Origin of the sequence: Treponema phagedenis (assembly GCF_008153345.1) — a bacterium.
GTDB classification, from domain to species: domain Bacteria; phylum Spirochaetota; class Spirochaetia; order Treponematales; family Treponemataceae; genus Treponema; species Treponema phagedenis.
This window is the reverse complement of the sequence record NZ_CP042818.1, coordinates 2,520,072-2,542,749: the sequence shown is the minus strand read 5'-3', so window position 1 is coordinate 2,542,749 and position 22,678 is coordinate 2,520,072. Positions and strand designations below refer to the sequence as shown.

General features: G+C 40.4%; 17 protein-coding genes. 13 read left to right on the top strand and 4 right to left on the bottom strand.

Going from position 1 to position 22,678, the window contains the following annotated elements; genetic code table 11:
* The first annotated feature begins 184 nt into the window (after positions 1-184).
* Positions 185-2,536 carry a peptidase U32 family protein gene (locus FUT79_RS11150; protein ID WP_148879141.1) on the top strand — a complete coding sequence of 784 codons (2,352 nt, stop codon included), beginning with the start codon at positions 185-187 and terminating at the stop codon, positions 2,534-2,536.
* Positions 2,537-2,792: 256 nt separating this feature from the next.
* On the opposite strand, the gene FUT79_RS15155 is transcribed toward FUT79_RS11150, so the two are convergent.
* The 3 genes from FUT79_RS15155 to FUT79_RS15150 all read right to left on the bottom strand — a co-directional run bounded on the left by FUT79_RS15155 (position 2,793) and on the right by FUT79_RS15150 (position 5,330).
* Positions 2,793-3,920 (bottom strand): LysM peptidoglycan-binding domain-containing protein, encoded by a 1,128-nt coding sequence (locus FUT79_RS15155; RefSeq protein ID WP_187426843.1) that lies wholly within the window; start codon positions 3,918-3,920, stop codon positions 2,793-2,795.
* A complete protein-coding gene (tmpA, locus tag FUT79_RS11140; protein ID WP_024753274.1) occupies positions 3,917-4,951 on the bottom strand; it encodes a membrane protein TmpA in 1,035 nt (344 codons plus the stop codon). Before tmpA ends, FUT79_RS15155 begins: the two co-directional genes overlap by 4 nt.
* Before the next feature lie 214 nt (positions 4,952-5,165).
* Positions 5,166-5,330, bottom strand: coding sequence for a hypothetical protein (locus FUT79_RS15150; RefSeq protein ID WP_156009301.1), 165 nt, complete (start codon positions 5,328-5,330; stop codon positions 5,166-5,168).
* A gap of 270 nt (positions 5,331-5,600) precedes the next feature.
* On the opposite strand from FUT79_RS15150, the gene FUT79_RS11135 reads away from it, so the two are divergent.
* The 11 genes from FUT79_RS11135 to FUT79_RS11095 all read left to right on the top strand — a co-directional run bounded on the left by FUT79_RS11135 (position 5,601) and on the right by FUT79_RS11095 (position 17,687).
* A complete protein-coding gene (locus FUT79_RS11135) occupies positions 5,601-7,481 on the top strand; it encodes an adenylate/guanylate cyclase domain-containing protein (protein WP_044634689.1) in 1,881 nt (626 codons plus the stop codon).
* 688 nt (positions 7,482-8,169) lie between these two features.
* Positions 8,170-9,540, top strand: coding sequence for an adenylate/guanylate cyclase domain-containing protein (locus FUT79_RS11130; protein ID WP_342036103.1), 1,371 nt, complete (start codon positions 8,170-8,172; stop codon positions 9,538-9,540).
* 338 nt (positions 9,541-9,878) lie between these two features.
* Positions 9,879-11,426, top strand: a complete 1,548-nt coding sequence (locus FUT79_RS11125) for a helicase HerA-like domain-containing protein (protein ID WP_044634690.1) — start codon at positions 9,879-9,881, stop codon at positions 11,424-11,426.
* A 301-nt stretch (positions 11,427-11,727) separates the two neighbouring features.
* Positions 11,728-11,850 (top strand): hypothetical protein, encoded by a 123-nt coding sequence (locus FUT79_RS15770; RefSeq protein WP_256254702.1) that lies wholly within the window; start codon positions 11,728-11,730, stop codon positions 11,848-11,850.
* Between the two features lie 109 nt (positions 11,851-11,959).
* Positions 11,960-12,844, top strand: a complete 885-nt coding sequence (locus FUT79_RS11120) for a PDDEXK family nuclease (RefSeq protein WP_024753276.1) — start codon at positions 11,960-11,962, stop codon at positions 12,842-12,844.
* A 35-nt stretch (positions 12,845-12,879) separates the two neighbouring features.
* Positions 12,880-13,317, top strand: coding sequence for a PqqD family protein (locus tag FUT79_RS15380; protein WP_052335781.1), 438 nt, complete (start codon positions 12,880-12,882; stop codon positions 13,315-13,317).
* Positions 13,318-13,346: 29 nt separating this feature from the next.
* A complete protein-coding gene (locus tag FUT79_RS15375; RefSeq protein WP_215905229.1) occupies positions 13,347-14,174 on the top strand; it encodes a radical SAM protein in 828 nt (275 codons plus the stop codon).
* A gap of 161 nt (positions 14,175-14,335) precedes the next feature.
* Complete coding sequence (locus tag FUT79_RS11110; protein ID WP_148889672.1) at positions 14,336-15,376, top strand: radical SAM/SPASM domain-containing protein; 1,041 nt, start codon at positions 14,336-14,338, stop codon at positions 15,374-15,376.
* 15 nt (positions 15,377-15,391) lie between these two features.
* Positions 15,392-16,081 (top strand): amidohydrolase family protein, encoded by a 690-nt coding sequence (locus FUT79_RS11105; RefSeq protein WP_044634801.1) that lies wholly within the window; start codon positions 15,392-15,394, stop codon positions 16,079-16,081.
* A gap of 146 nt (positions 16,082-16,227) precedes the next feature.
* A complete protein-coding gene (locus FUT79_RS11100) occupies positions 16,228-17,163 on the top strand; it encodes a tetratricopeptide repeat protein (RefSeq protein ID WP_052812616.1) in 936 nt (311 codons plus the stop codon).
* A 41-nt stretch (positions 17,164-17,204) separates the two neighbouring features.
* Entirely contained in the window at positions 17,205-17,687 is a 483-nt protein-coding gene (locus FUT79_RS11095) for a hypothetical protein (RefSeq protein WP_024753280.1), read from the top strand.
* A gap of 492 nt (positions 17,688-18,179) precedes the next feature.
* Here FUT79_RS11095 and FUT79_RS11090 read toward each other — a convergent pair whose 3' ends face one another.
* Positions 18,180-20,306, bottom strand: a complete 2,127-nt coding sequence (locus FUT79_RS11090; protein WP_148889670.1) for a methyl-accepting chemotaxis protein — start codon at positions 20,304-20,306, stop codon at positions 18,180-18,182.
* 1,126 nt (positions 20,307-21,432) lie between these two features.
* Between FUT79_RS11090 and FUT79_RS11085 the strand changes: the two genes are divergently transcribed.
* Entirely contained in the window at positions 21,433-22,659 is a 1,227-nt protein-coding gene (locus FUT79_RS11085) for an aminopeptidase (protein WP_002697760.1), read from the top strand.
* Positions 22,660-22,678: the final 19 nt, after the last annotated feature.

Genomic DNA, 22,678 nt, shown 5'->3' with positions numbered 1-22,678 from the left:
GATGAATTAGACAAGGCAGGCAAAATATCCGCCTTGCCACAGTCGGCGGGATTTGGTACACTAAGCCTCTTTAGGTGCGGGCGCTTGCCGGTATGGCGGAAAGGCGCTTACTTTTTTAACACGTGGCGGATTCCGTGTATGCGGTAAGAGGATTCGGTTTTTATAAAATAGAAAGGGTATAAGTATGGCAGAGTTATTGGCTCCGGCAGGAAATCCGGAGGCACTTGATGCGGCGATAGCGGAAGGAGCGGATGCGGTTTATTTGGGTTTGAAGAGTTTTAATGCGCGGATGCGTTCTTCCAATTTTGCCTGGTCGCAGTTTGAGGCGGCGATTGAGGCGCTGCATAAGCGTAATAAGAAAATCTATGTTACCGTGAACACGGTAGTAACCGAGTCCGAAACCGAGCGTTTGTATCGATTTTTAAAATATTTGAATACGGTCAGGCCGGACGGTTTGATTGTGCAGGATTTGGGCCTAATGCAAATGGTGCACACTTATTTTCCACAGCTTAAAATACATGCTTCCACGCAAATGAATATCGCAAGTGCAAAGTCGGCGAATGCGCTCAGTAAATGGGGCGTTTCGCGGGTTGTCTTGGCGCGGGAACTAACCGCACGGGAGATTGCGGATGTCCATCTGCATACGTCCTGCGAGCTTGAGGTTTTTGTCCACGGCGCGCTTTGCGTAAGTGAGTCGGGGCTTTGCATGTTTTCAAGTTATTTGGGCGGGAAGTCCGCAAATCGGGGCATGTGTACGCAAGCCTGCCGCCGATTGTATTCGGCACACACTCCCGAAGGAGATGAGCAGGGCTATTTTTTCTCGCCATCTGATTTACAGCTTATTGAGCATATTCCGCAGCTGGTGCAAGCGGGAGTAGCCTCATTTAAAATTGAGGGGCGAATGAAGAGTGCCGAATATGTGGGCGCAGTGGTTTCCGCGTACCGTTATGTGCTTGATAACTGGCAAAAAGATGAACGGGCGGCGGTAGAAACCGCAAAACGTATTTTGGCAAATGATTTTGCGCGGTCAAAGACTACCTTTTGGATTGACGGCGCAAAGGCGGATGAGGTGCTCAATCCGCATCAGGCGGGAGGAACGGGTATTTATCTTGGGCGTATTGCCGAGCTGCGTCAGGATGCGCTGCCCTTGACCGCCGCTGACGGCACATCCATACCGATGCACTCGGCAGCGCTGAAAGGCGCCTCTTATACGCCGCTTGTTGGGGACTCAATCCGTTTACACAAAAAAGACGATACCGGACGGGAAAGTTTTAAAATACAGGAGATCAAAGAAGAGGGCGGTAAAACATGGATTCAAATTCCGGCGCAGTTCGGAAAAGGCGATTCGGTGTATTTATTGCAAACCAAGGCAATGACAAAAAGGTATCCGCAGGTATTGCCAAAAAACTTGGGCGATTACCGCAGACAGCCCGCTGATGAAAAACTCCCCGCCTTTTCGCTTGCCGCGGAAAATCCTGCTTTTCAACAAGAGTCAAAACCCGAGACGGGAAAGTCGCTGCGGCAAACCGAAAAGGACGCCGGCGCGCGAAAAAAAAGAAGCCTTGCAAAAAAAAGCACCGATGTTTTTCCCGAAGGCTTTTATGTGCAAGTTTCTTCCATGCGGGATGTGCATGCGATTTTGGCGGATAAGCCGGTACGCATTATCATCAATTTAAATGAAGATACGTGGCAAGGCTTTAAGGAGGCGGAAACGGGAAAGCCTTTGCCCTTTGTAAAATCAGAGATATTCATTGCGCTTGACCCGTTTTTGCCCCAAGCGCAGGAAGCGGAATTACAGGCGCAGCTTGAGTATTTTATCGAAAACGGATATCGGAACTTTGTGGTGAATAATCCGGGGCATATAACCTTGCTGAAAAATAAGAATGTGCAGCTTATCGCAGGCCCTTATTTGTACGTGTTCAATCGCTATGCGGCGGCATGGCTGCAAGAGAACGGAATCTATGCGTTTATTCCCCCGATTGAAAATGCGCAGGAAAATCTTGAGTCCTGTTTTGCGCCTGCCGTTCGCCATCAGGTATTGCAGACGGTTTTCTCGTATCCGGCGCTTTTCAGAATGCGGTTTACCTTACCGAAAAGCTATAATTTTCTGTATTTTTCCGACAAGCAGGAGCAAACATTCAGAGCCTTTTCAACCCCGTCCGCTTCCTTTGTGCTGCCGGAAAAGCCATTCGCAATCACCGACAGAATTGCCGGCTTGCGGAAAAAAGGTTTCAGCCGCTTTTTAATTGATTTTTCTCATACTTCAATAGAGCGGGCAAATTATCGCACGATTATGCAAAGCTGCAGAGCGGGAAATGCGCTTCCGGATGTTTCCCGTTTTAACTGGAAAGAAGGCTTTTATGATCCGCAAAAAGTTGAAGAACTCAAAAAACTCGGGGAGCGCACCAAAAAAGAACAGCAACAACAGCGCACCGACTGCCGCTCCGCAAGCAAACACCGAAACAAGGCACCGGCATCCGCTCAAACCTCCTTCAAACGAAGAGAGTTTTCAAAAAAAGGCGGGAAGAAACGGTAGGGGAGTGTTCTGTAATTAACTTACTGGCATGCTGATTGAGATGTTCAATAATAATGATTACAATTCAGCATGCCTGTGGTAAATTGCACAAGGGCGAACAAAAGGTAGAATTTCTAAGGGTTCGCCCTTGTGCCTTCATCAATACAATCATTGGTAATCTGATAACATACACAATCAATCAATGAAAATAAAAAAACACCCTTAAACGCCTTTTAAAAGAGCTGCTTAAGGGTGTTTTTGTTTTTATCGGCTTTCCTTATCGTTTGGGAAGTGCCTGATATTTTACATCGGGGTCATAGAGACCTTCACGTCTTTCACCGCGGATGCTCGGAATTACCAAGATGGTTTCCGGCTCAACCCAGTCGGGATTATTTGATTCAGGGATCTTGTCCTTATTTGCTTCATACAGTTTTCTCCACATAAAGGGATCATTGTATACGGCAGGATTCTTTGCAATATTCCAGAAACACTCTCTATCCAATTTCCAAGTAAGCACTTTGTATTCCGAGGGAAGAACTTTTTCGCCCTTTTCGTTGTACAAAGCTTCTTCGGCGGCTTTTCGTGCAGCTTCCTCTTCGGCAGCCTTACGAGCGGCTTCCTCTTCAGCGGCAATTCTTGCAGCTTCCTCTTCAGCAGCTTTTCTTGCGGCTGCTTCTTCAGCAGCTTTTCGTGCCGCTTCTTCTTTAGCTGCCTTATCTTTAGCGGCTTTTTCCTTTGCCGCCATTTCGCGTGCCGCTTTTTCTTTGGCTGCCTTTTCCTTAGCGGCTTTGTCTTTGGCTGCCTTTTCCTTAGCGGCTTTGTCTTTGGCTGCCTTTTCCTTAGCGGCTTTGTCTTTGGCTGCCTTTTCCTTAGCGGCTTTGTCTTTGGCTGCCTTTTCTCTTGCTGCCTTTTCTTTAGCGGCTTTTTCCGCTGCCGCTTTGTCAGCAGCTGCTTTGGCTATAACTTTATCTTCTGGTTCTACTGTTTTCAGTGACTCCAAAGCTTTTTCCGCACAGGTAACCGCAACATCATAGTTTTTATTGTCAAAAGCTATTCCGCCCGCTTTAATTGCTTCTCCGGCAATAAGGTATTCGGTCGGATAGTTTTTATCGGCTTTTTGCTGCTTTGCCCATGCATAGCGGGTTCTTGCCTTATTCATCGCGTCTTCCGCTTCATTTCTCGCCATCATTCTTTTGATATATTCTGCGGATTCTTGCGCAAAATTCTCCGCAAGTTGAGAATATTCTATTGCGGTATCATACTCTCCGGCATCATATGCTTTTTCCGCTAATTGCGTATACGCGCGGCTTTTTCTTGAATACTCATTATCATCATAGGAAATTGCAAATAAAGAGGTAATTCCTAAAACGGATACGAGTGAAAGGAATAAAAAAATCTTTTTCATTGTACACCTCCCTCTATCGGCTCTTCAGTCGATTCAATTTTTTCCGCATTCCCGTTTACTTCTTCCGAAGAATTTTCATTCATTTCCTCAACGGGAACTGTTTCCTCAGCTTTTTCATCTTGAGGTGCATTTAACACATCTGTCGGGAGAGGTTCAACTTCTATCGGTTCTTTTGAAAAACCTTCGGCATTTTCAGGTAGAGGGCTCTCTTTATCCGCTTCATTTGCAAGCTTTGCGGAAAGTTCTTGTTTTGTCTTTGCCGCCTGCATTGCCTTTTGAGCTTCCAATCGTTTTGCCTTAATTATTTGTGTTAAATCGTTATATGCTTGAGCAGCAGAAGTGTACCCTCCATATGATTGCTCATATTGAGCGGAATTCTCCGCTTCTTCAGCTTTAGCATATATTCCATCCGCTTCCTCTTGCTGGGGTTTCAAACTCGCGGCAACCTTTACCGCCGTTAATGCCGCTTTTGCATCATCGGCTGTTTTTTTTGCATCTTGCGAAAGAGACTTATATCCCGCATCTATCACCTTATTATAGTACATAAGGCTTTCATTTGATGTCTGCAAGGCGGCAACGGAATCGCTTTCATAAAGTCCGTCAATCTTTTTCTCCGCCTCTTCCCCGAGTCGATAGCTTTCTTCGTCATATTTTGCAAGTTTATTTGCTTCAATTTTTGAGCGTTGATTCGCTATCTTCATTTTATTCGCCAACGTCTCGTATTTGTCGGCGGCAGCAGATCCCAAGCTATTCGCTTTTTTTAAATCATCCTGTTCTTTTGCTTCCGATGATTGTTTTTCCAAATCTTCAATTTGTGCAAACTTTTCGGGATAATATACATTTGCTTCCGCTTCAGTTGCAGCATTTTTGGCTTGCATCAATCTTTTTTCGATTTTAGCATTTTCCGCCATCAATGCTTTTCGTTCTTGAGCTTCTTGTTCCGCTTTTGCCTGTGCTTTAGATTTACAACCGGTAAATCCTAATACAAGGAAAAGGGCGGATAAGCTAAAAACCAAAGTTTTTAATTTCATCTCATTGACCTCCATTGTACAATGTTCCTTAATATGAGCTTTTGTTTATCCGGCATTATTTTTTAAAAGATAAACAGCTATCTTAAACAGTATACTGATTTTGCATTTTTTGCAAGTAGCTAAAATTTCTTTTCACACCATACAGCTCGCCGTTACTGTGTGCATGTTCGAGAAAAACATAATTATATTACGGGCGAATTTTTTCATTTTTACATTAAAGCTTCAATGAAAAAACCGGGCTGTCCATTCCAATTGTACCGCCTCTTCTGCGAAAAACAAGCAACGTTATTCCCTCACGTCCATAAGTTGCTTCTTGTACAACCGCAATCGGCGGCACAATTTCCATTACCATCCCTTTCGCATACACAATGTTCCCCACCTGAACTCCGCTTGCCAAAATCCCGTAGCAATACAAAGCCGCGGCTTTTATGAATGCAGAGAGCGGCCTTCAAAGAACAGCGTGCGCAAGCTGGCAGGAGCATTTTTCTATATTTTTCTCTCTTGACAATCTGAATTATTCGTATAATACTTAAAATATATTTTACGAAACTCCTTTATGTGTACGAACACCTTATAAAGGCAGCTGCAAGCTGATTGCAAAACAACCTATAAACGATTTCGGAAAAACATGAGAGTTGCGGAGAAAATTGTGAAAAAGTTATCGCTCATCTTTATATACGCGCTCATCCTGCTTTGTAATTCATGTGCAAAGCATTCCGGAAAAAATCCGGTGTATTCTATTGTTCAGGGCGTGTATGATGCAAAAAATTTAGGAACATCGGATATTCACATAATGGAAGGCGGGTGGGTTTTTATTCCGCAGGAATTTACCGATCCAAGCCTCGATTTTTCAAAATATACTCGCTTTGAACATATTAATACATCATGGAATCATTATGCAAAACCGTTACCGACATGGAGTTATGCAACCTATGCAGTAAAAATAAAAAACTTGCGTCCCGAGCGCATATATGCGATTAAAACTTCTACCGTTTGTTCAGCTTTTACCGCATATCTTAACGGGAAAGAATTTTTTCGATCCGGTACGGTAAGCACTTCCCGCGATGCAGAGGTTTTTAGTTGGAATGCTCCTTTTGTTATTTTACCTACACAAGGCGCAACCGAGGCGACCTTGGTTTTTCATGTTTCAAATTTCAACACTAATAAACCGGGGTTTTTAAAGCCTATCGAAATAGGTTTTTATCCTAAGCTTTCAAATGCAAAAACCAGAATGCTTTTAGTACATACTATTCTGGCAGGAGTGTTGCTCATCACGGCGGCTTTTTTTCTCTCTCTCTTTTTATTTTATCCGAAAGAAAAATATGCACTGTATTTCGGAGTTTTGTCCGCAATTTTCAGCATACGAATATGTTGTTATGATGAGTTTTTGCTTACGATCATTATTCCGCAAATGAATGCGAATACGCTTTTTAAACTCGGTTATATAACTTTTCCCGCAGGTGTTATTTTTGCATCATTATTTTTGAATACTTTATTCGGAAAAATAAAAAAAATATATATGTGGGGTTTTTTACTGCCGGCATTTGCATACATCATGGTTATTTTTTTTACACCCATATACGTTTCCGCTAATTTGCTTTTTATAATTCAGATTTATACATTATTACCGGCAATCTATAATATAACCATAATTATCGCTGCGGTGTTAAAACGCAATAAATTGGCGTATCTGATGTTGTGTGGGGTTATTTTCTTTTTTGTTTTAATGATTCGGGATATTTTAATTTCAAACAGGATAATTGAGGGTGTTTTTTTATCACACATCGGTATTTTTGCAATATTGATTCCGATGGCTATTATCGTATTAAAGAATTTTCAAACCACTTTTGAAAATCTGGCAAATCTGGCAAATCAGATTGAAGCGACCAATGAATCATTGGCAAAATTCGTTCCGAACGAGTTTATGAATTTCCTAAATAAAAAACATATCGATGTGCAGCTTGGAGATAATGTTTTAAAAGATATGTACATAGCCTTTATTCACTTGGGGCTTTATACTGGATTGGAAACAGAGAAAGAACGGCTAACACTTTTAAAAATTTATAATCAAACTTTGGCGCATATTAACCCTATTATAGAAAAACACCGGGGCTTTATCGATAAGTATTTAACCGAAGGATTGATGGTGCTTTTTTACGGCAGCACTGAAGATGTAATACGGTGCATGCTTGAAATCAGGACATTTATCAATAAGGAAAATATAAACCGTCAAGCCGATAATCTTCCCGACATAAAGCTTGGAATCGGAGTTCATTACGGTAAGCTCATGCTTGGCACAATCGGAGAAAAGGACAGAATGGATTGTACGGTTATTTCAGATGCAGTGAACGTTGCGTCGCGGCTTCATTTTTACGCATTGAAAAAAGGCGTGCATATTTATGTCAGCGAAATTGTAAAAAGCCGGTTTTCTCCCTCATCTGCCGATATCGCGGAATTTTTATATGGAGGACAGGTCAGATTTAGGGGAAAAGACACGCCTATTCGTATTTATGAGGTTAATGCAGTATGAATTCCGATATAAAAAAAATCATTTTAGGAGCCATTCCATTCTATCTTTTGCTCATAGCGCTATATATCATCTATTTGGGAACACCGATAAGCAAACGAAATATAGTAGATGTAACGGTTGAAAAAGGTACTGCATTCATTCCCGGCGACAGAGCGGCTCTTTTTTCATTACGCGGAGAATTCACTTTTACGCCAAACCGTTTTTCTGTATTAAAAAATCCTGATCGGGAAACCTATGGAAAAATCCCCGGCACTTTTTTGCATACGGAAATGAATTCAAAATTCGGTTACGGCTCCTACGGCTTAGAAATTTCCGGTTTGGATCCTGATGTAATTTATGCAATGCAGGTGGCACATGCCCTAAGCAGTTGCAGTATTATTATAAACGGAAAAGAGGCGGACAGCCAGGGAAAGCCCGGTATCGATAAGGCAACGGAATTACCGGGAACAAAATTTTCAGAAACCGTCTTTCGACCCCTACCGGACGGCACCGCTACTATGATTTTTAATGTTTCCAATTTTAGGAATACTAAGGGTGGAATTACCGGAGCGATTATTTTAGGAGAATCATCAAAGCTGGCGGAAAGGATTAGAGGAGATTTTATTTTTGCCGGGTGTATTTTTGCCGTTACTTTTAGCGTTGCAATTTTTTTCTTTTTACTTTCTTTTTTTATAAGCAATCCTCGTTTATTATTTGGTTTGCGCTTGCATCCATGTCGCTGGCTCTTCGCGGAATCTTTTTTTATCCGCATATTGTGCCTACTTTTTTTCCGAATTTATCTTGGTACGCTAACTTTATCTTACGATATGTTACGGTGCCGTTACCTGTTATTCTTTTCACGGTATTTATACGCAAAGCACTCAAACTCTGTTATAAAATTCCGTATGTTTTAATTTTATCGGTATCTATCGTATATGCGGTTTCAACCCTGGTATTACCGCCCGAAATTTCATCACAAATACTTATTTATTATCAAATTTTTATGATTTTCGGTGTTCTTTATACTATTTATATTACGGTTATCGGGTTGATAAAAAAGAAAGAGTTTTCTGGGTGGATTTTTAGCGCTATAATAATTTTATTTCTTTTTGGAATCTATGATTTATTAGTTGCGCTGAAAATAATTCCCGGCAGGTTTCTTATTCATGTAGCATCGATTTTTCCCGTTTTACTGCTTTCGGTAATGGTATTAAATGATTACGCCGGATCAATTAAAAAAATACAAGATCTTACCGAAGAAATGCAGCTGATAAATAAGTCGCTTGTCAGATTTGTTCCCGAGCAAATTATTACTCTTTTGCAAAAAAAATCGATTAGAGATGTTAAACTTGGTGATAATGTTGAGCTGACTATGCCTATTCTGTCAATCGATATACGATCCTTTACACATACATCGGAAAAACTATCGCCGAATCAAGTTTTTGATCTTTTAAACAGATATTTTACCTTTGTCTCTCCGATTGTTAGCGAGTATAACGGTATTATAACAAAATATTTAGGAGACGGTTTTTTTGCTTTATTTCCCGACGGAGTTGATGCCGCTCTTGCTGCCGGTATAAAAATACAAAAAGCTTTGCAATCAAAAAACATAATGCTGCCAAACACCCAGCCCCTTCGGATAGGAGTAGGGATAGATATGGGAAATATTCTTTTAGGCACTATCGGAGATACAACACGAATGGACAGCATTATTATTTCAAATGCATACTATATTGCGGAAATATTACAAGAGTCCACCAAAAAATACTCTTCAAGAATAATTATTTCCGATAGAATATTTGCGTCACTTACTGATCCCACGCAATATTTTATCCGTCCGGTGGAAAAAATAAAAACAATATCAAACAAAGAAAACTTTTTGTTTGAAGTATATGATTGTGACGAAAAAACTATCAGAGATTTAAAATATCATTCACAAGGATATATAGAGCATGCGATCCAAGCACTTTCCGATAAAGGGGCTGCGGCTGCACGTAAATATATTGATGAGGCATTAAAGATTTATCCGAATGATCATGTGGCACTCTACTATAAAAAAGAGTTTTTAAAACAGGTGTAAATCAGCTTTGTTTTAATGTAGTGTTCTGTAATTAACTTTACGTGTTATACCGGTAGCGTCATCAACAATGATTGATTGCTGTTCAGTATTTCCTATGGTAAATTGCCCACCGTTGCGCCGTGTCGAACTCAGAACCGACACGGATGTCAAAAACTAAACCTGGACTCTTTTTCATAAAATTTTTACGATTTATTTTTATTAGTAGTTTCTTTGTCAAAACCCGCCTTGATTAAAACGCTTTTCCCCTTTATATTTTTATAAAGATACGCAATCACGTAAAACCGCTTGGGTATCGGTTAGTATTATTTTTCCTTGGGAGTGTTGTGATGGGTGATGGTATGAATAATGGAATTTTTGTAGGTGCGGGAGAAAGGCCTGTTGAGCTTTTACCGAGTAAGGCAAATAGGCACGGCTTGATTGCAGGGGCTACCGGTACGGGCAAAACCGTTACGCTTAAAGTTCTTGCCGAAGCATTTAGCGACTTAGGTGTGCCTGTTTTTTTGCCCGATGTAAAAGGCGACCTCTGCGGCTTTGCCGAAAAAGGAGAAATAAATGATAAGCTGAAAGAGAGGCTCGATGTTTTAAAAATAAGCGATTTTGAATTTAAAAATTATCCTATACGCATTTGGAGCATAGTTGATGCAATCGGACATCCGATACGTGCTACAATTTCGGAGATGGGACCGCTACTTCTTTCCAGGCTTTTAGATTTAAACGAAACTCAGGAGGGTGTTTTAAATATTGCATTTCGCGTTGCAGATGAGGAGGGTCTTCTTCTTTTAGACTTAAAAGATTTAAGAAGTATGCTTGTTTACGTCGGAGAAAATAAGCAGCGTTTAAAGTTACATTACGGAAATATTTCGGAGGCTTCAATCGGGGCAATTCAAAGAGCCTTGCTTGTTTTAGAAGGCGAGGGGGCAGACCATTTTTTTGGAGAGCCTGCTTTGGAGCTTGAGGATTTTTTTAAACAAAATTCCGAAGGGCGCGGTTTTATAAATGTTTTAAATGCCGTAAAGCTTTACCAAAAACCGAATTTGTATTCTACGTTTTTACTTTGGTTTTTATCGGAGCTTTACGAGAGTTTGCCTGAAGTTGGCGATGCCGATAAACCGAAGATTGTTTTTTTCTTTGACGAAGCTCACTTACTTTTTAGTGAGGGTTCGAAAATTTTAATTCAAAAGATTGAACAAATAATGAGGCTTATCCGCTCAAAAGGTGTTGCCGTATTTTTTGTAACGCAAAACCCGACCGATATTCCGGATACTATTTTAGGGCAGCTCGGAAATAAAATTCAGCATGCACTGAGAGCCTTTACACCGAAAGACCAAAAGGCAATACAACTTGCGGCTGAAACTTTCCGCGTTAACCCTCAGTTTAGCACAGCGGAAGTTATCACCCAACTTAAAACAGGGGAAGCCCTTGTTTCGTTATTGCAAGCCGACGGAAGTCCTTCCGTAACGGAGCGTGTTCTAATTGCTCCGCCCCACAGTAAAATGGGCACAATCGATGAAGCTAAGGTTAAAGCCATCGTAGAAGAATCTCCGCTTTTGTATAAATACAAGGATATGATTGATAGGGTTTCCGCCTACGAAATTTTAACCGAGCAGTTTAATCAAAAGACGGAAATTGTTGTGCGCGAAGCCGAAGAAAAGCAGCTTTCTAAAGAAGCGGCGGCAAAGGCTCGGGAAGAAGCCGCAATTATTAGAGCGGAAGCCGCAAGAATACGGGCTGAAAACGCAAAGATGCGGGCGGAAGAAATGGCTGCGCGTAAAAAGCAAACAGAATTTTCCCGGCTCGGAAAAGTTTTAGTTGACAGCATGACAAGGACAGTCGGCCGCGAAATCACCCGCGGCATCTTCGGCTCAATAAAAAAAATGCTGAAGTAGGGGGAGGTACCTTTTTCTTCTATAGTATACTGTACCTCCCCCCAGTCGGGAAAAGTTTTAAATTTAACTTGTAAAGTAAAAACCCTTTTAAACCGCAAAACGCATATTTTTATTCAACAAATTTCTATTTTTTTCTCAAAAAAGATGCACTTTTTAATCTCTTTTTTTATAATACACTGTGTTGCCAACAAGTATGACCGCAAAAACGTAATAATTTTGCCATTGTATTTGTATGACCCTTTGCCTTACACGGCAAGAGGTACATACCAAAAATATATACATGGAAAAGGAGGTGAAACACATGAAATACGAAAAACCGCAAGTAGTTGCACAAAACAGCAACTCAGGTTCATTCGCAGCAGGCTGCCCGACAAAGGATACCTATGATAGTTGTGACTGTAAAAACTGCGAAAGAACAACATAATCGGATTATCGATTTTTAAAATCGGGGCCATTGCGGAAATCCGCAATGGCATTTACCCGGGCGGCAGAGCCGCTTGGGTATTTAAATAAAAAATTAGGAGTTAACAAATATGAAATTGTATTCACATTTTTCTGCAAATGGTATTAAACTGGAACCAATGCCGTTTAATAAAGAGTTATTCATGGAAGCCTACCTTATTGAAAATCCGGAAGTATTAGCTTTGAACGAAGATGATAAAAGTTTTATAGGATTGATCGGGGCTGAGGTTCAGGTAGGCGTTGGGCGGATAGATATGATGGCTGCATACCCGGAGAACACGTATGCAATAATTGAACTTAAAAACAGGATGCTAAAAGAAGACGATGTTGCCCAATTATCCCAATACTTTGAAAAGACGGAAGAGATTAAAAATATAATCAATGAATATGAAACCAATGGAAATAATGCCCAAGGTAGAAATTTTATCGGTATCCTTGCCGGACCTGATATTGATGTTAACTTACAACAAAGAATAATAAACGGTGAAATAAAGATTCAAGGAAATATTCCGCTTATAGCTATTACTTTAAAACGGTATAAAAGCGAACGCGGCGAAGTCTTTATTTTGACTGAACAGTATAAACCGCAAAACATGGTTCAACGGAATACTGAACCGTATACGTTTAACGGACAAACATATTCCAAGCGCCGGCTAGTGCATGCTGTAGTAAAAGATTATCTTGCTAAGCATAAGAAAATTAGCTACACCGAATTAGAAGAAGCTTTTCCTAAAAGGATTCGAGGGTCCTATGGAGTATTTGATACACTTGAAAACGCAAACAAAATATTCCAACGGGCAAACCGAGCAAGACATTTGTTAAATGAAGAAGATATTTTATGTGTCGGCAATATTAAAATAGCTGTTTGCGGAGAATGGGAAAAAAATAATTTTGCTGAATTTCTTAACTGCGCACGAGCACTTGGGTATACTATCGCTGTTGCTAATAACGAATAACAAATTGTAATTTTTATTATTTTAAGGAGCGTGCAATGTATTATAGGCAAAAATTTGATACCTTTATCCGCGACTATGACGGCTTAGGTTATATTACAAACACAGGGAACTTTTCCGACAGGGTGGTAAACGGCAGCGGAACTGTTTTTTTAAACGCGGTTTCACGCGAGGGGCAAAGTCTCGAAGCGATTTGCCAAAAGGCTGCCGCCGCTTTTATCGGCGTAAAAGCGGAAGATCTATTGGAAGATGTAAAAGTTTTTTTTGATGAGCTTGTCGAAGACGGTTTTTTAACGCGGGGGGAAACAATTGCGGAGCTGGACGCAAACGACGTGCGTTTTTCCTATGCCGCCATTGAGCCTAAAACAATTAAAAAAGATTTTACACCCGTTATTCCGCGGGCAAAAGAGAGCACGCAGGATGTTTTGGAAAAGCATTTTAAGCATAAGCCCCCCAGCTTTCAAGCTTTCAAATAGAGCTTACCAGTAAGTGTAATGAGCGTTGTGTGCATTGCTATATTCCGCACGAATTTAAACTTACCAACATAAGCGAGGACATGTATTACCGAGTGCTAAAGCAATTGCACGAAATGAAAACCCTCAGCCTAACTCTTTCGGGCGGGGAACCGATGTGCCACCCTAAGTTTAAAGAATTTTTACAAGCGGCAAAGGATTATGATTTTTCGGTGAATGTGCTTTCAAACCTCACCCTCGTTGATGATGAGGTTATCAGCCTAATGAAAAACTCCCGTCTTTCTAGCGTACAGGTTTCGCTGTACAGTATGAACCCCGAGCATCACGATGCAATCACTTGCTTAAAAGGCTCCTTTGAAAAAACAAAGAATGCTATTTTGCGTTTAGTCGAAAACGATATCCCCTTGCAAATAAGCTGCCCCACAATGAAGCAAAACAAAGGCGACTACCAAGAGGTTTTACGCTGGGCGCATGAGCACAAGGTTCGTGCGGTTACCGACTACATTATGATGGCGCGCTTTGATCACAGTACGGATAACCTCGACAATCGGCTTAATTTAAGCGAAGTAGAAAAAGTTATCACAGATATTTTACAGGACGACATTGACTATCAGGCGGAAATACTAAAGCCCGATTTTTTTGAACGGATAAAATCATTAACTCATGACTCCGACGGTATTGTATGCGGAGTAGGTATTTCTTCTGCCTGCATGGTTGCAAACGGGAATGTCTATCCTTGTGCGGGCTGGCAAGACTATGTGTGCGGCAATGTAAATGAATCTTCTTTAAAAGATATTTGGTACCATTCTAAAAAAATGAATTTTTTACGAAACATCCGCAATAAGGATTTTCCCGAATGAGGCTCCTGTGAAGACAGGGCATTTTGCGCTATGTGCATGGTACGCAATGCAAACGAAAACCCCGAAGGCGATCCCTTTAAAATCAACAAACATTTTTGCAAGGTTGCTGCCCTTAATAAACGCATCGTAACCGACTGGCGAAAAAATAAATTACAAACAGTATGATAAAGCTTAATACAATTGAACTTGAAATTTCAAACCCCTGTAACGAAAAATGTGTGCATTGCTACCGCACTTGCTCTTCAACCAAAAAAGGTTTTCTTTCGTTAGATGATGTAAAAAATATTTTTTCGCAATGCAAAAACATCTTGGCTGAAAAAACTTCTGTTACTATTACAGGAGGGGAAACAACTCTTAATCCGCAATGGAAAGAAATCCTTGCATTTGTTATTAGCAAAGGGTGCAGAACCAGTCTTTTTACAAACGGCACTTTGTTAAAAGAGGATGATGTTGCGTTTTTGGCAAAGTATTCACAAGAGCAATTAAAAGAAGTGCAAATTTCTTTGTATGCGCTTGACAGTCAAGTTCACGATGCGGTAACGCAATTAAAGGGTTCATTTGAAAAAACAATGAAAGCCGTTCATCTTTTACGTAAAAACAATGTTCCGATTTTTATCTCATGTCCGGCAATGCAAATAAACAAAAATTATTTTCCGGATGTAATGCGTTGGGCGGATTCTGAAGGGATAGCATCCTGTGTTGATATTTTTATTTTCGGAACCTCGGATTATACCGAATCGAATTTATGCCAAAGACTGAGCGATGAAGATTTGGAAGTTTTTTTTAAAACAAGCTTGGAAGATAACGGTGCCCTTTCGTATGTTTGGGGTTCTGAAGAAAAAATCCTTTTGGAAACTATTCCATTTTACGGCGGAGCCGTACAGTCGCTTTGTTTTTCAGGCGACGGTTCTATTTTTCCTATGATTGGGTGGTATGCGTATTTGGGAAATATTAAGGACAACAACATTGAAGCCTTATACTTAAATCATCCGCTTTTACAAAAAATACGGAATATTTATGCAAGTGATTTTCCCGAATGCAAAAAATGTGATGTAAGCAATTACTGCAATTTTTGTCCAAGCCCGCACCTTTGCGCAAATAATGGTGAATTATTTAAACTTGATAAAGAGTTTTGTAACTATATTCATAAGAAAAAAAATTTTATACAGCGTAGGGATAAAGTTTTATCATTAAAACAATAGGAGAAAGCGTACAGTATGACAGATAACCATATTCACATAGGAACTTTTTATAACACGTATTATGATGCAAAAACAGTGTTTGGCGTTTTAAAAGAATCGGGCGTAGATGAATTTTACTATTCTTCAACGACAAGCGGCATGGCCTTTAATACCGCGCTTGATCTTATGTCAATTTATGAGGACATTAAAAAGGAAATTACAGAGGCTCAAGCTGTTGCAGAGAGCTTAAGTCTAAAGGCTCATCCCTTGTATTGGGTTATCCCTGAGCTGCATTATACAGGGCTTGAGGTGCAAACTGTTTTGCAGGAAATACCCTACGAAGGTTTTAAATTGCATCCGCGGGCTAATAAGTGGGATCTGCAAAATTCACAAACGCGGGACCTTGCACATGGAGTTTTTAAAACAGCGGATGAATTAAAACTGCCTGTGCTTATTCATACCGGATACGATGATGACCGGGCTGATTTATTTGAGGAGTTTTTTGCTAGTGCACCCAATGCAAAGATAATTCTTGCACACTGCCGCCCCTTGGAAACAACCCTTCGGCTATTAGGCGAATACAAAAATGTTTTTTGCGATACCGCCTTTGTATCGCGTAGGGACATAAAAAAAATATGTTCTGCGGGCTTTACCGATAAAATTCTTTTTGGTTCCGATTTTCCGATTACGGTTTTTTTATACCACGCGTACGGAAAATGGCTCTGAGAATTTTACCTACGAAGAATTGCGCATACAGTATGCACGTGATAAACAAAATTTTTTAATATGATGTGAATATAAGATTTACATACCATAATGGGGCTGCTGTATCCGGCACAGTCAGGAAAATACTATAACAGGAGGCACTACCAATGCAAAACAATGAAACAAAACCTAATACGGAAGAAATATTTTCTCAATGCTTAGAAAGAGCAGAACAGGGAGATGCCGAATCTCAATATAAACTGGGGCTCATGTATTACAATGGCGAAGGCACGGAAGTTGACAAAGAAAAAGCCCTGTACTGGTACACAAAGGCTGCTGAACAGGGCGTGGTGAAAGCCCAAACTCGGCTCGGCTGTATGTATGCTGATGAAGAAGCCCCTCCTGTTGATAAAAAACAGAAGCTGGAGCAGTATACAAAGGATGCTGAACAAGGGCACATGCATCACCAATGGCTGCTTGGGTATGTATATGATATCGGGAAGCTCGTTGCCCATTTGCCATGGACAAGTGATGAGAGCAAGGCTCCCACTATTACCGTTGATAAAGAAAATGCCCTTTATTGGTATACGAAAGCTGCAGAACAAGATCATGTTGTAGCGCAGTATAGGCTTGCACAGATGTACGAGCACGGCGATGGAATTGCTATCGATAAGGAAAAAGCATTTTATTGGTATACAACGTTGGCTGAACGAAGTTGGGACAGCACTGGATGGGAAAAACTAGGAGCGGTTTACTATGCACTTGCCGGAATGTATATGCGCGGTGAGTACCCCGCTGTTGATACGGAAAAAGCGTTTTACTGGTGCACAAAGGCTGCAGAGGAAAGCCATGCAGAAGCGCAATACCTGCTTGCAACTATGTATCGCGATGGTATTGGAACAAGCGTTAACAAGCAGGAGATGTGTTATTGGTACACAAGAGCCGCTGTTCAAGATAATGCCGAAGCGCAATTTCAACTTGGGCAGCTCTATTATCGAGGAGAGGGCTGCAATGCCGATAAAGAAAAGTCTGTGTATTGGTGGAAGAAGGCCGCCGAACAAAATCATGCCGAAGCACGAGCCGCTCTTGCGAGGAATGAATAAAAAACAAAATAACACAATACCATTAGAATAGGAGTTTTATTATGGGAGAAGTTATGGTACATGTATTGAATTATTTGCAAACAATCACAATTATGCCGAATAAAGGCGGGGAAACTTTTAACACAGAGCTGGATTTATTTCAGCATGATAGTTTTTCAGGAAAATTGAGAGGCGAGGCAAATAATTGTATTATTTTTAATGCGGATTTTGATGCTTTACAGAATTTTGCTAATGAGTTCGGCATTGAGCATTTTGTGTTTGGCAAAAAACTTGATGACGATGAGCTTATATGGGAGTATTACAAAAAAGATAACGGAAAATTTAAACGTATGATGAAATCCTACGGCTTTGGGGAAATTATGACTGGCGGAAGTCCTAGTTACAAGATGAAGGGGTTTGGCATTTCGATTCCTTTTTTTGAAGAAGGGGAAAAAGAGGTGGAAGGCGAGCTGATGAAAAAGATAAAAAAATTTGTTGAACCTTTTGCCAAAGCTGACTACTTTAAGGGCAAAAAAGTTGATTAAAAAAATAGGGGGCATTCAGGCCGCATATTGGTGGAAGAAGGCCTCCGAACAAAATCATGCCGAAGCGCAAGCCGCTTTTGCTGCAAGGGAGAACACATAACGTGATGAAGAAAGTAGCCGCATGTATATTGTTTGTTTTTCTCATTGTTTTTATCTACGGTGAAGAGCAGTTTATAAAGCTTTAAAACTAACTTGAAGCCAGATTTTTTTTGCGTGCCTAAAACAGCGCAAAAAGAGCCACAGCGGCAGCGAAGTCTATAACTTAGTTTTTTGCATTTGTGATAAAACTAAGTCGACGAGTTTAAAACCGAAATCTAATGCGTACGCTCTGTGTATCCGGTTTGTTGCAATTTATCGAGCATCGTGCAAAAACTTAGTGAGTTTTTGCATGATGCTCGATAATTCTTTTGTAAATTTTTGTACTGTGATAACGTACAAAAAATCGCAAAACGATCTAAGAAAAACCTCTAAACAATTCTGTTAGAAAAATTCTTATACTTTAAATTTTTTTAATTCATTTACAAGGTTTTCAATATTCTGCGTATTTTTTTGTGTAATATCATTAACTTCCTGTACGGCTTTATCGATTTGTACAGCTCCTGATGCCATTTCATTTATATTTGCAGTGATGGATCGAGTTAAGCTATCCAGTTTTTGCATTTCTCGAGCAACTGTTTCACCACCGGTAAGCATTTCCGTTGATCCGTTTTTTACTTCAACAGTAATTAAATTGATATCCTGTATTGCTTTTAGAATTTCATTGCTGCCTGCTTCCTGTTCCTGCATTTTTGAAATAAGATTATTGCTAATATCCTGTACCCGTGCGGATAATTCAAATATGATATTGAACTTGCCTTCGGTAGTCCGCGCAGCATTTGCAAGCGTTTCAATTTCCGTGCTCAATGTTTTTAATGTTGTGGTAATTGCTCTTCCCTGGCTGCTCGATTCTTCTGCAAGTTTTCTAATCTCATCTGCAACAACGGCAAATCCTTTTCCGGAATCTCCTGCATGGGCCGCTTCAATAGCGGCGTTCATCGCAAGTAAATTCGTTTGGCTTGCAATATGTTGGATAACATTACTTGCATCTAAAAGGCTGCCGGATTCTTCGGTAATTTTTTGTGTAATAGTTGCTGCCGTCCCGACTATTTCTTTTCCGTCCGCAGTCGCCCCGTTTAACTCGGCAATTGTTTCATTAGCCGTTGATATAAATTTTGTTATTGAAAGAATATTCGCAACCATCTGTTCAATTGATGATGAAGATTCCGCAACATTTGTTGCCTGATTTTCAATACTTCCGTTAAGCTGTTTGATTGTTCGAATAATTTCTTCAATAGTTGAAGCGGTTTCAGTTACGCTTGCCGCCTGTGTTAAAGCCTGCTCTTTTATGTCGCCAATATTTGTACTCATTTGATTTATTGCCGACGCGGTTTCAGTCATATTGGTTGCAAGCCTTTTACCGGTATCCTGCATTGCGTTTGTATTCATACCGATGCTTTGTATCGACGCACCGATTTTTTCTATTGTCTTATTAAAGTTTTCGGCAAGTTCTGTTATCTCATCGTTATTTTTAATCGGCAAGCGTACGGTTAAATCGCCATTCCGCTCGGCAATATTTTCCAATGCCGCAACTGTTTGTCTAAGAGATTTTATTATCTGAACAGAGAAAAGATATACAATAATCAAAAACACAGATACAAGAGCAAAACCGATAAAAATTAATGTCTTTCTCAGACTGTAAACATCAGTCATAGCCTTGTCTAAATGATCATGTACAATTACTGTCCAACCGGTTGTTTCCAGTTTTGCAAAGGCTGCAATTTTGTCGGTGTTGTGCCAGTTGTAATAGCCATACCCCGGCTCGGTTTGTTCAAGTGCATGCTTTTCAAAAACGGCAATGCTTGCGCGTGTAGAATCCGTTTTTGCAAGCTCGATTGAATTTTCCTGATTTTCAACTAACATCGGGTCTCTATTATCCGCAAGATTTGTACCGGTGTTTCCGATAATATAACAACCGCCAGTGTCGCTGAGTTTTACATCATCTATTAATTCTCCAAGCCACTCTGCAAGAACTGTTGTATTCAAAACACCGACAATCTTGCGATTGCGATCATAAATAGGGGTTGAGAACACCACCAGATATTTATTATATGAGCGGGAAAGCAGCGGTTCGGACGCAAACGGTTTTCCCTGCATTGCGGATAAAAACCATGGTCGATCTCTAATATCAACCTTTCTGCCGTCAGTAGTATAGCGAATGCCGGTGGAATCATAAAGGTTCACTTGCTTTATATTGCTTTGAAAAATAGCCTTACTGTTTAAGACTTCCATTTTTTCATCATAAGAATATTCGGACATACCAAGAATCGGAATAGCGGCAAGCTCTTCCAAAAAGTTTAAGTACGTGGATATTCCATTGTCAATTATTTTTACGGTATCTTCTGCTTTATCAATAAAATGATCGGTAATTTTTTTAATAACCGCTTTTCGTGCGGTATATACGGACACGTAAATTGTCACACTCAATGAAATGACAATCATCAATCCGAAGATGATGATGAGTTTATTGCGAAGAGAAAAACGTATAGATTTTTTCCCTTCAAAGACCTGGTGATTATTCATGCGAAAGCTCCTTAAAGTATTCTTTAATAATATATCATAGCTTTATTCAGGGTGCAAGTTTTTTATCATTAATTTGTATCAGAAATTTGACATTTGAAAAATGCTTTTAATTATGCAGTAAAAGAGTACCTTAATAAATTCTTTTGTCAAAGCATATAAATTGTGATATGAGAAGGTTTTATTAAAAAAATAAAAAGTAATGAAAGTGTGATATTTATAAAAATATATATTAAGGAGAAATGTTTTTTATGGAAAGAGAAATCGGAAAACTTATTCCGGTTTTTAATTTTATAATGCAGCACAAAATCTTGCATACGGTTTACAAAATTGTCTTATAAGTTTCAGTACGGTAACAACGTACAAAAAAATATTGAAAACCCTCTGCGCATTTTTAAAGCGATGCAACGCCGGCTCTTTAAAAACAAGCCGGACTATAGCAAAAAAATTCAAACCGCAGCGTATACTATTATAACGTTTTGTAATTAACCGCTATATATGTTAATCGAAGTATTAGAATTCAACATCCCCAGTGTTTATTTTTTTGCGACGGACGGCAAAACTCAGAACGGGCACGGACCGCCCGTGGTTCCACGCAGCAGCGACGTTTTAAAGCAAAACTATTTACAAAGCTTTAAAACTCGCAAGGTATAATTTTGCCACGGACGGCAAAATTATACCGTAGTTCCATGCAGATGGGTTTGGTTTTGACAAGGATGTTAAAACTCAGAACAAATTTAAACGATGTTTTGCCTGATAGTTTATTGTAAACAGGCAAAACTCGTTGGCAAAGCGAAGGCAAATTATTAACGCTTTGCCCTATGGTAAGTTTACCCACCGTTGCTCAATTCCAAACGATGTTTTAAAGCATCAACACAAAACTGTAAAATTGAAGCTTTAAAACTCGTTGGCGAAGTTAGAGTAAATTTTCAAAACTTCGCCCTATGGTAAGTTTGCCCACCGTTGCGCCGTGTCGGACTCTTTTAATAAAATCGAATGGTTGTGGTGCCTCTGATTAAGTCAAAGCGTTCGATAGTGTCAAGTCAGTGAAATCGAGGCACTTGCCTCTTGTCGTGGTTAAGCTTCTTATCCGCTTTATTCTTCTTTTCAAGTTTGCTATACTTGTGGTATGGATAAAACAAATATTGAAAAATATGTTGAGCTTATTTTAAAGGTAGGGCTCAATATTCAAAAAGGTGATAATCTTTTGGTGTTGGTTTCGGAGCATACGCTTGGGATGGTTCGCGAGGTTACGCGGCAGGCGTATAAATTGGGGGCACGGGATGTTATCTATGATTTTTCGGATGATGAGATGACGCTTGCCCGTTATAATTTTGCTTCGGATGAGGCGTTTAAGCAGTTGCCGCAATTTAAGGTTGAGTTTTTGCGCGAAGCGTATAAGGCGAATTATCATCGGCTTGCGTTGATTGCCCCAAATCCCGAGTTGCTTAAAACAGTTGATCCTCGGAAGGTTTCGCAGTGGCAGCTGGTGTATGCAACCGCTATGAAGCCGGTTATGAAGTACACAATGGAAAATCATGTAAAATGGACTGTTGCGGCGCATCCTTCGCCAGCATGGGCGCTTTCGGTTTTTCCTGAGCTTGGCGAGGAAGCGGCGATTGAAAAGCTTTGGCAAAAGATATTTGAGGCAACTCGGGTAACTTGTGATGATCCGATAAAGGCTTGGCAAGAGCATAACGAGCAATTAAAGCGGCATCAAAAATTTTTAACCGAGATGAATTTTGAAAAACTTTTGTATCGGGCGCCCGGGACTGAGCTTGAGGTATATTTGACCGAGGGGCATCGCTGGATGGGCGGCTCGGCTCAGACGCTTTCCGGAGTTGAGTTTACGCCGAATATTCCTACCGAAGAAGTGTTTTCTATGCCGCATGCGTATAAGGTAAACGGAACACTGAAGTCAACAAAGCCGCTTGCCGTGCGCGGGCAAATTGTTGACGGGTTTCATTTTACGTTTAAGGACGGAAAAGTTATTGATTTTGATGCGGCGCAGGGAAAGGATGTTTTGCGGGATCTACTGAATACCGACGAAGGGGCGCGCCGGCTGGGCGAGGTTGCCTTAGTTGGCGATAACTCTCCGATAAGCAATACCAAGATTCTTTTTAAGAATACGCTTTTTGATGAGAATGCTTCCTGCCATTTTGCAATCGGAAATGCGTATAGTGAAAATATTGCAGACGGGGCAAATCTTTCCGATGAGCGGAAAAAAGAGGTTGGAATGAATAATTCGGTTATTCACGTGGACTTTATGGTAGGCGGACCGGAGCTTTCGGTAATCGGGGTGAAAAAAGACGGCACGGAAATCCCGATATTGCAAAAGGGAAATTGGGTGATTTAAATTTAAAATAAGGGGGTAG